Source organism: Actinoallomurus sp. NPDC052274 (assembly GCF_040679475.1).
Classification (GTDB): Bacteria; Actinomycetota; Actinomycetes; order Streptosporangiales; family Streptosporangiaceae; genus Actinoallomurus; species Actinoallomurus liliacearum.
Genome location: NZ_JBFAUT010000002.1, coordinates 38,288 through 50,440, shown reverse-complemented (window position 1 = coordinate 50,440; position 12,153 = coordinate 38,288). Strand labels below are relative to the sequence as shown.

13 protein-coding genes are annotated in these 12,153 nt (G+C 67.8%); 4 read left to right on the top strand and 9 right to left on the bottom strand.

Annotation, left to right across the window (positions count from 1 at the left end; genetic code table 11):
• Window positions 1-282: 282 nt before the first annotated feature.
• Window positions 283-591 carry a hypothetical protein gene (locus AB0K82_RS02040; RefSeq protein ID WP_364391604.1) on the bottom strand — a complete coding sequence of 103 codons (309 nt, stop codon included), beginning with the start codon at window positions 589-591 and terminating at the stop codon, window positions 283-285.
• 72 nt (window positions 592-663) lie between these two features.
• Between AB0K82_RS02040 and AB0K82_RS02035 the strand changes: the two genes are divergently transcribed.
• Both AB0K82_RS02035 and AB0K82_RS02030 read left to right on the top strand, forming a co-directional pair.
• Window positions 664-1,128 (top strand): hypothetical protein, encoded by a 465-nt coding sequence (locus AB0K82_RS02035; RefSeq protein WP_364391602.1) that lies wholly within the window; start codon window positions 664-666, stop codon window positions 1,126-1,128.
• Window positions 1,129-1,272: 144 nt separating this feature from the next.
• Window positions 1,273-1,827, top strand: a complete 555-nt coding sequence (locus tag AB0K82_RS02030; protein WP_364391600.1) for a hypothetical protein — start codon at window positions 1,273-1,275, stop codon at window positions 1,825-1,827.
• Window positions 1,828-2,594: 767 nt separating this feature from the next.
• Here AB0K82_RS02030 and AB0K82_RS02025 read toward each other — a convergent pair.
• From AB0K82_RS02025 to AB0K82_RS01990, 8 genes are all read right to left on the bottom strand, one after another.
• The gene (locus tag AB0K82_RS02025; RefSeq protein ID WP_364391598.1) at window positions 2,595-3,161 is read right to left on the bottom strand and encodes a Uma2 family endonuclease; all 567 of its coding nucleotides are present in this window, start codon (window positions 3,159-3,161) and stop codon (window positions 2,595-2,597) included.
• Window positions 3,162-3,196: 35 nt separating this feature from the next.
• Complete coding sequence (locus tag AB0K82_RS02020; RefSeq protein ID WP_364391596.1) at window positions 3,197-4,267, bottom strand: methyltransferase domain-containing protein; 1,071 nt, start codon at window positions 4,265-4,267, stop codon at window positions 3,197-3,199.
• Between the two features lie 274 nt (window positions 4,268-4,541).
• Window positions 4,542-4,892, bottom strand: coding sequence for a hypothetical protein (locus tag AB0K82_RS02015; protein WP_364391594.1), 351 nt, complete (start codon window positions 4,890-4,892; stop codon window positions 4,542-4,544).
• Entirely contained in the window at window positions 4,889-5,110 is a 222-nt protein-coding gene (locus AB0K82_RS02010; RefSeq protein WP_364391592.1) for a hypothetical protein, read from the bottom strand. Before AB0K82_RS02010 ends, AB0K82_RS02015 begins: the two co-directional genes overlap by 4 nt.
• Window positions 5,110-5,412, bottom strand: coding sequence for a hypothetical protein (locus AB0K82_RS02005; protein ID WP_345350739.1), 303 nt, complete (start codon window positions 5,410-5,412; stop codon window positions 5,110-5,112). Before AB0K82_RS02005 ends, AB0K82_RS02010 begins: the two co-directional genes overlap by 1 nt.
• A gap of 50 nt (window positions 5,413-5,462) precedes the next feature.
• Window positions 5,463-6,695, bottom strand: a complete 1,233-nt coding sequence (locus AB0K82_RS02000) for a helix-turn-helix transcriptional regulator (protein WP_364391590.1) — start codon at window positions 6,693-6,695, stop codon at window positions 5,463-5,465.
• A gap of 500 nt (window positions 6,696-7,195) precedes the next feature.
• Window positions 7,196-7,438 carry a hypothetical protein gene (locus tag AB0K82_RS01995; RefSeq protein WP_364391588.1) on the bottom strand — a complete coding sequence of 81 codons (243 nt, stop codon included), beginning with the start codon at window positions 7,436-7,438 and terminating at the stop codon, window positions 7,196-7,198.
• Window positions 7,439-7,566: 128 nt separating this feature from the next.
• Entirely contained in the window at window positions 7,567-8,727 is a 1,161-nt protein-coding gene (locus AB0K82_RS01990) for an acyl-CoA dehydrogenase family protein (RefSeq protein WP_364391586.1), read from the bottom strand.
• Between the two features lie 70 nt (window positions 8,728-8,797).
• On the opposite strand from AB0K82_RS01990, the gene fabG reads away from it, so the two are divergent.
• The gene (gene fabG, locus AB0K82_RS01985) at window positions 8,798-9,526 is read left to right on the top strand and encodes a 3-oxoacyl-ACP reductase FabG (RefSeq protein WP_364391584.1); all 729 of its coding nucleotides are present in this window, start codon (window positions 8,798-8,800) and stop codon (window positions 9,524-9,526) included.
• 131 nt (window positions 9,527-9,657) lie between these two features.
• On the top strand, window positions 9,658-11,985 hold the full coding sequence (locus tag AB0K82_RS01980) for a LuxR C-terminal-related transcriptional regulator (RefSeq protein ID WP_364391582.1): 2,328 nt from the start codon (window positions 9,658-9,660) through the stop codon (window positions 11,983-11,985).
• Window positions 11,986-12,153 lie beyond the last annotated feature (168 nt).

The window sequence follows — 12,153 nt, the reverse complement described above, 5'->3', positions numbered from 1 at the left end:
GGGGTTGTTCAGCTCGCCCAGCGGCCAGCCGGATGCGGCCTCGCCACACGAGGCCGCACCCCGTTCCGTACCTCCAGCACCGCACGCGTAAGGTCGTCCGCATCGGCCGCCTCCACCAGCCGCCATCCGCCCGGAACCCGCACCACTGCCCACCAGGACCGGGTGTGCCGTCCGAACCAGAACACCAGGCCCGGGAACCGTCGCGAGATCACCCACGCAGGATCCGGGTTCATGACGAGACGCCGTGAGGCCGGGTGAGACGCGCCCACAAGTGGTGACCGGTCATTCCGGGCCGTCCCCGTCGCGCGCCTTGAGGTAGTCGGCGATACGGTAGGCCGCTCCGGCCACATCCTCGGCCGGGTGCCTGTCGTAGTCGTCGCGGCGCCACACGAACGCCCCATCGACCACCTCGACCGACACCCGCGGCGCCGTCAGAGTCGAGCGCACCAACACCGCCGGACGCGCATCGCTCATCTCGACCCGGATCCCGCGCTTGGCCAGTTCGCGGCATAGATGAACCAACCGGTCCACCTTCTGAGCATGGTTCAGTCCGGCCGGGGTCTCCTCCTGCGATGCTTCTTGAGCTGTCATGGAGTCGATGGAACTCTGCGAGGCGGTGTTGACGGCAGATGACATCCGATGGCATGTGGTGGGAGGTACGGCATGCCCGCAGCGATAACGATCACAGGCACCCGCACGACGGAACACCGGCCGCTCGGAGAGTACGATGCGGTATTCGCTGAGTACCTTGCGCCATTCGCCGACGGGGCGACGCACTTCTATATCGGAGGTGCCGTCGGCATTGATTCCCTTGCCCTTCTCTGGCTGGTGACCGAGGCAAGGTCGAAGATCACTGTGGTGACTCCCGGAACGCTCGCTGATCAGCCCTTTGAAGCGCGCCAGGCGATAGCGACGGCACAAGGCAAGGGACGGCTCGGCGAGTTGATCGAACTACGACACTCGGATCATCCATCGACCGGGGCTTACCACTTTCGGAATCGTTGGATGGTGGACCGCAGTGAGTTCGTGATCGCCTTTCCGCGCGGCGTGGATCAGACGCGGGGAACCTGGTACACGGCGAACTACGCCGCTGAACAGCGGAAGCCTCGCCTCATTGTGCCTGTGTAACCGACAGTAATGTGTTGTACTTATTCTGTGATGCCCGAAGGCAGGATGCGAGCCGCCCAGCGCTTGCGCGTCTTGCGTGTGGGCCGGGGCTGGTCTCTGCTGGACGAGGCTCGCGCGTTAAGAGATGCGGCCCGCCGTCTCCGCATGCCCGCTGTCGCCCAGGCGCGGCTGAGCACCATTCAGCGGACCATCGCACGCTGGGAGAACGAGGCGGTCCGTCCTGGCGAGCGCTATCAGCTCCTGCTAGCCCATATCTACGCATATCAACGCGGGACGACGGCACTCGGTCCCGGTTCCGATCTCGATCAGCTCATGGCCGTGTTCGCCATGTACGGGATTGAGACCTCCCGGATTTCGGAGCTTCGTGACCTGGTGGCGGACGCCCTGACGAATGGGGCCAGTGGCCTGCTCGCCTTCCTCAGTCCGAGCCTCACAGGCTCCCTCATGCCGGCGCTGGCCGACCCATGCCACACCGACGACGAGTTGATCGCACAATTGGGCGCGGCCGTCGCCGAGCTCAATGACCGCATCGGCGCCGTACCGTTCGTACGACTTCAGCTCGGACTCGTACCGATCATCGAGTCATGTCGCACGCTTCTCGCCGGACCCGTGCCCCGACGATCTGCGAGAGCAGGTTCTTTCGATCTCAAGTACCGCGTGCACCATCGCCGCTCGCCTGGCCTTCGAGACCTACGATGACCCCTCATCGGCCGGCTTCTACTCCGAGGCCCTGGCCGCCGCTGACCGCCTGCCGGACCCCTGGCGCCGTGCGATGGTAGGAACAAGCCAGACGATGGTGACTCTGTACTCCACAGGAGACCTCGGTAAGGCCCAGTCGATGGCGGACGAGGCCGTACACGATGCAGACCAAGGCAGCAGCGCCCTCGTTCGTGCCCGTGCATACGCCCTGCAAGCCGAGATGAGGGCGCGGGCCGGTGACGCTCGCGGTGCCTTCACCGCGCTGCACATCGCGTCGCACGAGGTTGATCGTGCTAGCGCCGAAGATCCCGCGCCAGGAAGCTTCGACGCCGGACGGCTACAAGGCTTCGATGGCCTGTGTCACCTTTACGTGGGAGACCCCGTCAAGGCTGAGGGCCAGTTCACCGACTCCGCTAGCGCACTCCGGAGACCACGGGATGCCGTACAGCGAGGCATTGTCCTCACCGATAGGGCGACGGCGTGTCTCCGTCTCGACGCGCCTACAGCCGCCGTCCAACTCCTCCACGAGTGCGTGGATCTGACGGCGAGCACACGTGGACGGGTGGCCGCTCAGCGGATTCGCGAAGCGCGTCTTGCCCTCAGCCCCTGGCGCAACGAGCGGTTCGTGGCTGAGCTGGACGACCACATGCACAGCACTCTGACCGCTTGAGCCCGCTCCGTCCACCCGATGCGTGCGGCTCCTGGCGCCTTGTGCCGGGCCGTCTGCTCACACATCGCTCACGCACGGACCGCCGACAGCGCGTGGCTCAGATCTGGCCGAGGTCGATCTCCGCTGCGAACGGGGCCACGACCTTGACGATGCCGGTGAACACGTCGCCGTCGCGGTAGGTCTTGGTCGCGGGATCAAGGACATACGTGTACACCAGGGGAACGCCCGTCGCGGCCTGCTCGACGCGCCAGTAGAACGCGATCCCGGCCTTGGCGTACTGGTCGACCTTCACGATCCGGTCGGTCGTCTCCGAACCCGGTGACACGACCTCCGCCACCAGCAGCACATGCTCGGGACGAGTAGGCTTGATGTCGATCGTGCCCGCCCGATACACGACGACATCCGAACGGCGATTGGTGAGTGGCACGTCCTGAAGCCGCACGTCGAAGTCCGTGTCCGCGTTCCAGTCCGGGCCCGCAGCGGCGTCCAAGGCGTTCGCCAGAATGCGGGCCAGCCGGTTGTGCCGTTTGGACGCACGCGGGCTCACGACGACCATCCCGTCCACGACCTCGATGCCGGCGCACTGCTCGTCGGACCAGGAGTCGTACTGCTCCGCCGTGATCTGCTCGTGCATCCACAGGGGAACCACCATGTCGGCAGTCATGACACACCTCCCGGACACTGCCCGACCCGCTTCCGCTACGGTCCGATCAGGTTGATCGGGTCGTCAAGCCACACGCGTTCGCCTTCCGGTGAGACCGTCAGCCCGAACCGATCCCGGGCCGGACGTCCGAGGGACAGCCACCGGAGATACGCCGCGGAGACTTCATCCCACAGGCGGCGCGGCCCATGCTGTTGGACGAGGAACTCGGTCTTGCCGGGCACGTAGTCCACCGACGCCCAAGACCCATCGTGCCCGGCATTCTCGAGCACCCAGAATGTCGCCTCCCCGGAGTCCGTCTCCTCGTCGTAGTAGAGGCGTTTCTGCACGCCGGGCACGCCAGCGCAGATGAACAAATCCGCGTCGGTGTCGTCGTGCAGGTGCCGCGGGTCGAGGCGGGTCGTCGACTCGGCCGGGTCATCCGACCCGTGCACCCAGTCGAACGCGGCTCCGCGTGCCGGGCGCTGCGAGCGCATCAGCATGTATCCGGCCGAGCTCGGAAACCGCCCGACGGCCGTTCCGTCGCCGACGACGGCCAAGCGGGCCAACCAGCCGTACCCGTAGCCAGGGCTGTAGGGAGTGAGGATCAGCCCACCCGGACGGGTCTGCTCCACCCAGGCGTACGGAATCGTCGCGACCGCGCAGGTCACGTGGACGCGGTCGAACGGCGCACCGTCCGGCCACCCTTCGGCACCGTCACCGACGACCAGGCGGGGCGCGTATCCGGCCGTCTTGAGGTTCGCCGCCGCCCGCTCCGCCAGCACCGGATCGATCTCGATGGTGGTGACGTTCCGGTCGCCGACGCGGTGCGACAACAGCGCGGCCGTCCAACCGGTTCCCGTGCCGATCTCCAGGACCCGATCGTGATCCTTGACCATGAGCGATTCCAGGAATGCGAAGACCGCTCCCGGAGCCGAACAGGACGAGCTGGCCAGTCCGTCGCCCAGCACGTCGGAGCCGCCGTCGTCGCGTTGGGTGACCAACGACGCATCGGAGTACACGGCCTCCCACCAGGCCGCTTCGTCGCGGGTCCGGTCGACGGGGTACCCGGGGGCAGGACCGTCCGGGTTCGCCCAGGCGACGTCTGGCACGAACAGGTGCCGTGGCACCTCCACCAGCGCTTGCCGCCACCGCTCATCCGTGAGGTCCCCTTGACCCGCGAGCAGGTCAGCAAGGGCTTCTGCGCGTGCACGCGGGTCAGGGGACTTCATCACTCACTTACCTCGCTTACCGTCGCTCGGATTGTCGTTGGTGTTGCCGCCGGTGCCGCGCTTTCCGCCCTGCGGGTCTCTGCCGTCCGTCGGCGTGTTGCTGTCGCTGTTGCCTCCACCGTGCCTGCCCATGCTCACCTCCCATCGTCATCGTTACGCGTCTTAGGCGCTCCTAGAGGTCGATACTCCGAGTCGGCGGAATCACCCACTGGGTTTGGGTGCTAGCCCTTCTGCCAGGCGAAGAGCTGCCTGCGGCATTCGCCGCACGCTCACTATCGGTTTCGGCGCCGTCCGTTGTCGCGCTGTGGGCCGGGACCGGTGCCGAAGAGATGAACGCATGAAAATCCTCGGCGCTCATCTCGTCGAACCACGCCAGAGCGGCGCCAAGAAAAATGAGCTGATCCGTGTCACGAGTCGCGGCATACACCGGCTCCCCGTTCCACTGCCACAGCGGGATACCGTCCATATCGGTCCCGGCACGAGTCCACTCCGACAGGCCGCGGCCCGGCACCACGGCGGTCACGTCCTTCCCTTTTCTGTTGTTGCGCCGAGCGGTGTTCCGTCACCGTCAGCCGGTTCGCCCAGATGCGCCAGGAATTCCCGAGCGTGGACTGGATACTTGCCGACGAGAATCTTGAGCTGTGCGACCTCGGCGATCCACGAGACGCCCGGTCGGCGCATCCGGTTCACGGTGGCGTGGAAGTTGTGCACGGAGCGCATCAGCTCGTCCGGTGACGTCATCAGAATGCCGAATGAAGCGGTGGGGTGACGACGTGCTTGATCGCGGCAACCGCCCTGGTTATGTCGGCGGCCGGGCAGATGCGCTCGCCCCAGCTCCAGTAGAAGGACAGAACCTCGCCCTCATCGGGCATGATTTTGATGATCTCCGTCAGCCCCGCATGCGTCTTTGGCACGCAGGCCCGCACTCGCGTAGGGCCGAGCACGTCGGCGCTTAACCCCTCCATCCGGCAGGCCCGCGCCAAACGGTCTGCGACCGTGTGCGCGTCCTCCGAGAGCTCTGGCCGTGTTCCCGTTTGTGTCATGCCTGAACGATAGGCAACCGAGAGTTATCAGATGGGGACACTGTGTACCCCTACCCCGCAAGCACCCCCACCGCGTCAGCGAGTGCGACGGCGTCGCTCTTGAGCGGTCCCCGTGCCTCGCGTAGCAGGTCGGACACGAGTCCTCGGGCAAGAGGGGTGTAGCGCACGGACTCCGGCGACGCTGCGTGCGCACGGTTCATGTAATGCAGGGTGCCCGCATGGTCATGCCGTTGGTGCTGTGCCCGAGCGAGTTCGATGAGGACACGCGACCGGCGCTCCACGGACGGGACCGTGTCGAGGTTCATATCTTCGGAGCGCTGCAGAGCGGCACCGGGTGTGCGGAGGTCGACCCCGACGGAGATCCCGTGAATGTCGACGTTCGCCCGCCCGAAGACGGTCCAGGCGTGCGTGTAGTCAGCGGGAAGCCGCTCGACGACGCGTTTGGCTTCGTCCCAGTGACGCCATGCGTCACCGTCTCTTCCGTCCCGCGCGTAGGTGATCGCGGCGTGCAGATGCAGCGCACCGTACATGGCCCGGAGATCGTCGGAGCCCTCCTCCAGGAGCGGTGTGAGTGCGGTCGCGGCCGTCTCCACCTCGCGAATGGCCTCTTCGGCGTAGGTCTCTCGGAGCCCGTTGCCGTACGTCCATGCGGCTCCCGCGAGGCTCACTGGATCGTCCGCTTCCTGGGCAGCGAGACGGCCACGGTCGACGATGATCCAGTACAGCTCCGGCTCACAGGCGTATGCAAGCACCTGTTGCGCCAGGTGGTAGACGTCGGCGAGCACCGCGTACGCCTTGCGTCGGTCCGGCCCGTCGAAGTGCCGCGTCGACACTTGAGCGTCTCGAATGAGAGTGGGCAACATCTGGCCGACCTCCGAGCGCTGGAAGCGCGAGGAGTGCCACAGCCGCCATAGTTCCGAGACCCGCCCGCGAAGTACGTCCACGGACGGCGGGTCGTCCTGTGACGGATGCGAGAACAGCGCCCCCCGCACGGCATCGCGGATCTCACCGACGAACGGCAGCATGAGGCGCGAAGAGGCGTCAACCGGAACCGGAGTCGTTCCACCAGTGATTACGGACAGGTCATTGACGCGAAGAGCTACGGCGAGCCGCACGAGAAGCGTGTAATCGCGTAGCTCCCGCTCGCCCCTCTCGATCTTCTTCAGCCAGTCGGGGCCACGGCCGACCAGATTGGCGAGCACCGTACGGGACATGCCCCGACGTTCACGAAGGACACGGATACGTTCGCCACGCGTCAGCTCAGGGGGAAGAGTCTCGGGCATGGGGGGCTCCCAACGAATAGCGATGACCCTGCGGCCAGGGTACGCCGCGCAAGCCGAAGAGACAGCTATCCCGGAAAGCGACTGAACAGACAAGTAGTAGCCCGGACGTATGTTCTCGTGCTGCCAGGTGACTCGGCGATTCGTACTGGGTGGGCATAACGCTCGGTGAAGCCACCCGGAGCAGGTCCTTTATCAGGATGAACCACCCGGCAGCGCGGACTTTCGCCGAGCGTTATGCCCGACCCCGAGTGCAAGGCCGGCTCAATCGGACCCTTGGGCCATCTGGTCCGATCGATCAGTGGCTTTGACGTCGGTATCGACGTAGCAGACCCGGCGAACCGGTCATCGGCCCGGCAACGTCGGCGGCAGGGTGACCACGACGGCGGCGAAGTCACCGCCGCGCCAGGAACGCATACGGCCCTCCGGCCTCCCGTGACCGGGAGGTGGAGGGCCGCTGGTGGTGGAGAGGAGACTCCCGCCTCAGCGGGGTCTGCTCACTCCTAGTTGAGCGTGCCCGTGACCACGATGGCGCACCCACCATCGGAGGTGGGCCGCCCGTTCGGAGCATCGGTGGTGGCCGAAGAGGCGTCGACACCGTCGAAGCCGTTCAGGACCTGACGCACGCGCTCCGACACGTCTCCACGCCGTCCCTTGGTCGCTGCCTGCACCGTGGCGGGCGGAATGGGGGCGTCCGCCGAGACCATGAACTCCCCGGTGGACTTGATGACGACCTGACGGGCCATAACTGCCTCCTGATTGGCTGGAGGACGACGTGGCTTACCACGCCGTCTTGATCTGCTTTGGTCACTTACGACGGAGACCGTCCGGAATGCGGAGGAGCCCGCAAGCCGGTGAGGGCCATATCACGTGGTCAGTGGAGGCGGTGGCGGTCGATGAGTTGCTTGACGATGACGTTGCGCTGGATCTCGTTGGTGCCCTCGCCGACGATCATGAGCGGGGCGTCGCGGAAGTAGCGCTCGACGTCGAATTCCGTCGAGTAGCCGGCCGCGCCGTGGATGCGGACGGCGTCGAGGGCGATGCGCATCGCGGCCTCCGACGCGTACAGCTTGGCCATGCCGGCCTCGAGGTCGCAGCGTTCGCCGCCGTCCAGGCGGTCGGCGGCGTCGAGCGTGAGCAACTGAGCGGCCCGCAGTCGGGTCGCCATGTCGGCCAGGTAGTTGCCGATCGACTGATGCTGCCAGATCGGCCGGCCGAACGCCTCGCGCTCCTGGGCGTACCGCAGGGAGTCCTCCAGCGCGGCGCGTCCGACGCCGAGCGCCCGTGCGGCCACCTGGATGCGGCCGACCTCGAGGCCCCGCATCATCTGCGCGAACCCGCTGCCCTCCACGCCGCCGAGCACGGCGTCGAGGGGCGCGCGGTGGTCGTCGAAGGCCAGCTCACAGCTCTCGACGCCCTTGTACCCGAGCTTGGGCAGGTCGCGGGAGACGGTCAGGCCGGGTCCGGGTTCGACGAGCAGGATGCTGATGCCGCGGTGTCGTGGCGTCGCCTCGGGGTCGGTCTTGCAGAGCAGGGCGATGAGGCCCGCCCGGCGCGCGTTGGTGATCCAGATCTTCGCGCCGTTGACGACGTAGTGATCGCCGTCCCGCCGGGCGGTGGTCGTGATCGCCTGGAGGTCGGAGCCGCCGGACGGCTCGGTGAGCGCCATGGTGGCCCGGAGCTCGCCGGTCGCCATGCGGGGCAGGTAGCGGCGCTTCTGCTCCTCGGTACCGAAGACGCCGATCAGGTGCGAGACGACCGTGTGACCGCCGAAGGCCCCGGCCAGGCTCATCCAGCCGCGGGCCAGTTCCTCGGTGACGAGGACGTAGCACCGCTTGGAAACGGCTACCTCGCCGTACGGTTCGGGCACGGCCAGCCCGAAGACGCCCAGCTCCTTCATCCGCTCGATGAGGCGCTCGGGATAGGTGTTCGCGTGCTCGAGGTCCCGGACGACCGGGCGTACCTCCCGGTCGACGAAGTCGGCGACGACCTCGACGATGGCGCGTTCTTCCTCGGTCAGCTCGGGCACGGTCATGCCTCCTCGGTCTCCCACCGTAGCGGCGTGCGAGCATGACGGCGGAAGTCGCCCGAGTCGAGGAGGATCCGTGGGGCTGCTGGAGGGACGGAGCGCCGTGATCACCGGCGCGGCACAGGGCATCGGGCTGGCCACGGCGCGGGTGTTCGCCGCGAACGGCGCGCGCGTGGTGATCGGCGATCGTGACCTGGACGCCGCGCGGGCGGCGGCCAAGGAGGTCGGCGGGGTCGCCGTGGCGTGCGACGTCACCTCGGCCGCCGAGGTGTCGGCGCTGGTCGATCGGTGCGTGACGGAGCACGGCGGGCTGGACGTCATGGTGAACAACGCGGGCATCACCCGGGATGCCACCATGCGCAAGATGACGGAGGAGGACTTCGGCGCCGTGATCGACGTCCACCTCAAGGGCACCTGGCACGGCACCCGCGCCGCCTCGCTCGTCATGCGGGAGCAGCGCCGGGGTGCGATCGTGAACGTCTCCTCGATCTCCGGGAAGGTCGGGATGGCCGGCCAGACCAACTACAGCGCCGCCAAGGCGGGCATCGTCGGCATGACCAAGGCCGCCGCCAAGGAGCTCGCCTACCTGGGCGTACGCGTCAACGCGGTCCAGCCCGGGCTGATCAGGACGGCGATGACGGAGGCGATGCGCGAGGACGTCTGGGAGGGGAAGATGCGGGAGATCCCGATGGGGCGGGCGGGAGAGCCCGAGGAGGTGGCGAACGTCGTGCTGTTCCTCGCCTCGGACCTGTCGAGCTACATGACGGGCGCCGTCCTGGAGATCGCCGGGGGACGGTTCATGTGACCTCCAGGGAGTGCAAAGCCGTTTTGACGGTGACTCTGCGTTAACGACCATTCAGATGGCTAGACTCTTGTTTGCGCGTAGCCGCAGCTTCTGCCGTGGTCTGGCCGGTCAGGAGCCGCTGGGAGGCTCCGATGAACGCCCTGAACTCCGATCGAGTCGGGTCTCGACCGCACAGGCCGCGCCTGCCGGCCGAGCTGACCAGTTTCGTGGGACGTCGGCACGAGGTGGCCGAGGTCAAACGACTCCTGTCGGTCTCCCGGCTCGTCACGCTGACCGGGGTCGGCGGGGTCGGCAAGACCCGGCTGGCCCTCCGCGTGGGGATGCTGATTCACCGGTCCTTCCCCGACGGTGTGTGGCTGGTCGAGCTCGCCGAGCTGAACAACCGGAACCTGCTGCCCGCGGTGTGCGACGCTCTGCGGATCGATGACGTCTCGACCCGGCCCGCCCTCGAGGTGCTGATCGACCACATCCGCGACGCCCATGGTCTGTTGGTCCTGGACAACTGCGAACACCTGCTCCCGGAGTCCGCGTCGCTGGCCGAGACCTTGCTGCACGAGTGCCCTCGCCTGCGGATCCTCGCCACCAGCCGCCAGGCCCTCGGCATCGCCAGCGAACAGACCCTGTCGGTGCCCAGCCTCCCGGTGACCGGCCGCACCCTGACGAGCCCCGACACCGGCGTCGTCGCCGGCGACGCCGTCCGGCTGTTCGCCGAACGCGCCGAGGCGGTCGTGCCCGGCTTCATCGTCACCGAGGACAACCGCGAGACGGTCGAACAGATCTGCCGCCGGCTCGACGCGCTGCCGCTCGCGATCGAGTTGGCGGCGGTACGGCTGCGGGCCCTGTCGGTCACCCAGCTCCTGGCCCGCCTGGACGACCGGTTCCGGCTGCTCACCTCCGGATCGCGCACCGTCCTGCCCCGCCACCAGACCCTGCGCGCCCTGATCGACTGGAGCTACGGCCTGTGCACCGAGCCCGAACGCCTCCTGTGGGAACGTGTCTCGGTCTTCTCCGGCGGCCTGGACCTGGAAGCCGCCGAATCCGTCTGCGCCGGCGACGGCATCGCCCGCCGAGACGTCCTCGACCTCGTCGTCGGACTCGTCGACAAATCAGTACTGGTCCGCGAGGAACACGCCGGAACCGTCCGCTACCGCCTCCTGGAGACCATCCGCCAGTACGGCCACGAACGCCTCATCGCCTCCGACGGCGAGGCCCGCGTCCAACGACGCCACCGCGACTACTACCGCGACCTTGTGGCCCGGGCCGACCGCGAGTGGTTCGGCCCCGACCAGGTCGCCTGGCTCACCCGCCTGCGGACCGAACATCCCAACCTGCGTGCGGCCCTGGAGTACTCCTTCGCCACACCGGGCCAGAGCGCCGTCGGCCTGGAGATGTCCGCCCGCCTGCGTCATCACTGGATCGTCAACTACTACCTCACCGAGGGACGCGACTGGCTGGATCGCGGACTCGCCGCGGTGAGGGAGCCGACCGCCGAGCGGGCCGGAGCGCTGTGGGCCGACGCCTGGATGGCCGTCATGCAGGGGCAGAGCGGCCAGGCCATGAGCATGCTGCACGAGGCCAGGACCATCGCCGATCGTCTCGGGTCCCGATCCGTCAAGGCGTACGTCGCGCTGTGCTGCGGGATGATCGCGATGTACGCGGGAGACGCCGACTCGGCGATCCGGTACTACGAGGACGGCCTGGCCGCGCACCGGGCGACCGGGGACCGCGAAGGTCTGGCGCTGGGGCTGATCTGGCTCTCCCTCGCCTGCTCCTTCCGTGGCGATTCCAAGTCCGCCATGGCGTACGGGGAGGAGGGGCTGGCCGTCTGTGAGGCGAGCGGCGAGCGCTGGCACAGGGCGTACGTGACCATGGCACTGGGCGTCGAGAGCCGGCGGCAGGGCGACCTGCGACGCGCGGCGGAGCTGGAGAGGCGCAGCCTGCGGTTCCACCGAGAGCTCGACGACCCGCTGGGGATGGGGGTCGACTTCGAGGTCCTCGCCTGGATCGCCGCCGCCGAAGAGGACCACGAGCGGGCCGCCCGGCTGCTGGGCATCCTGCGGACGACCTGGCGGCTGATCGGCGCACCGCCGTCCGGGTACGGCCACCTGGCGGGCTGTCACGACGAGTGCGTCTCCCGTGTGCGGACGGCCCTGGGCGACCGCGCCTTCGCGGCGGCCTGTGAGGAGGGCGCCGTGATGCCGTTCGGCAAGGCCCTCACCTACGCACTGGGCGAGCGGCTCGCCACGACCGCCGGTCTCGACGGCTCGCTGCTCACCCGCCGCGAGGAGGAGATCGCCCACCTGGTCACGGAGGGCATGAGCAACCGGGACATCGCGGCCAAGTTGGTGATCGCCCAGCGCACCGCCGAGGGCCACGTCGAGCACATCCTGAACAAGCTGGGTTTCAACTCCCGTGCCCAGATCGCGGCCTGGATGGGACAACGGAAAACCTCGAACTGAGACGCCCGAGAAGGCTGGGCAGCGTCCTGGCGACCGGGTCATCCGTCCCGCTGGCGGGCGGATCCGGGGGTCGGGCAGCGTCCTGGCGACCGGGTCATCCGTCCCGCTGGCGGGCGGATCCGGGGGTCGGGCAGCGTCCTGGCGACCGGGTCATCCGTCCCGCTGGCG

Excerpts from the sequence above, each read along its gene's own strand:
- AB0K82_RS02040 (WP_364391604.1), bottom strand. The coding sequence starts at position 591 with ATGACAGCTCAAGAAGCATCGCAGGAGGAGACCCCGGCCGGACTGAAC.
- AB0K82_RS02035 (WP_364391602.1), top strand. The coding sequence starts at position 664 with ATGCCCGCAGCGATAACGATCACAGGCACCCGCACGACGGAACACCGG.
- AB0K82_RS02030 (WP_364391600.1), top strand. The coding sequence starts at position 1,273 with ATGCCCGCTGTCGCCCAGGCGCGGCTGAGCACCATTCAGCGGACCATC.
- AB0K82_RS02025 (WP_364391598.1), bottom strand. The coding sequence starts at position 3,161 with ATGACTGCCGACATGGTGGTTCCCCTGTGGATGCACGAGCAGATCACG.
- AB0K82_RS02010 (WP_364391592.1), bottom strand. The coding sequence starts at position 5,110 with ATGACGTCACCGGACGAGCTGATGCGCTCCGTGCACAACTTCCACGCC.
- AB0K82_RS02005 (WP_345350739.1), bottom strand. The coding sequence starts at position 5,412 with ATGACACAAACGGGAACACGGCCAGAGCTCTCGGAGGACGCGCACACG.
- AB0K82_RS02000 (WP_364391590.1), bottom strand. The coding sequence starts at position 6,695 with ATGCCCGAGACTCTTCCCCCTGAGCTGACGCGTGGCGAACGTATCCGT.
- AB0K82_RS01995 (WP_364391588.1), bottom strand. The coding sequence starts at position 7,438 with ATGGCCCGTCAGGTCGTCATCAAGTCCACCGGGGAGTTCATGGTCTCG.
- AB0K82_RS01990 (WP_364391586.1), bottom strand. The coding sequence starts at position 8,727 with ATGACCGTGCCCGAGCTGACCGAGGAAGAACGCGCCATCGTCGAGGTC.
- AB0K82_RS01980 (WP_364391582.1), top strand. The coding sequence starts at position 9,658 with ATGAACGCCCTGAACTCCGATCGAGTCGGGTCTCGACCGCACAGGCCG.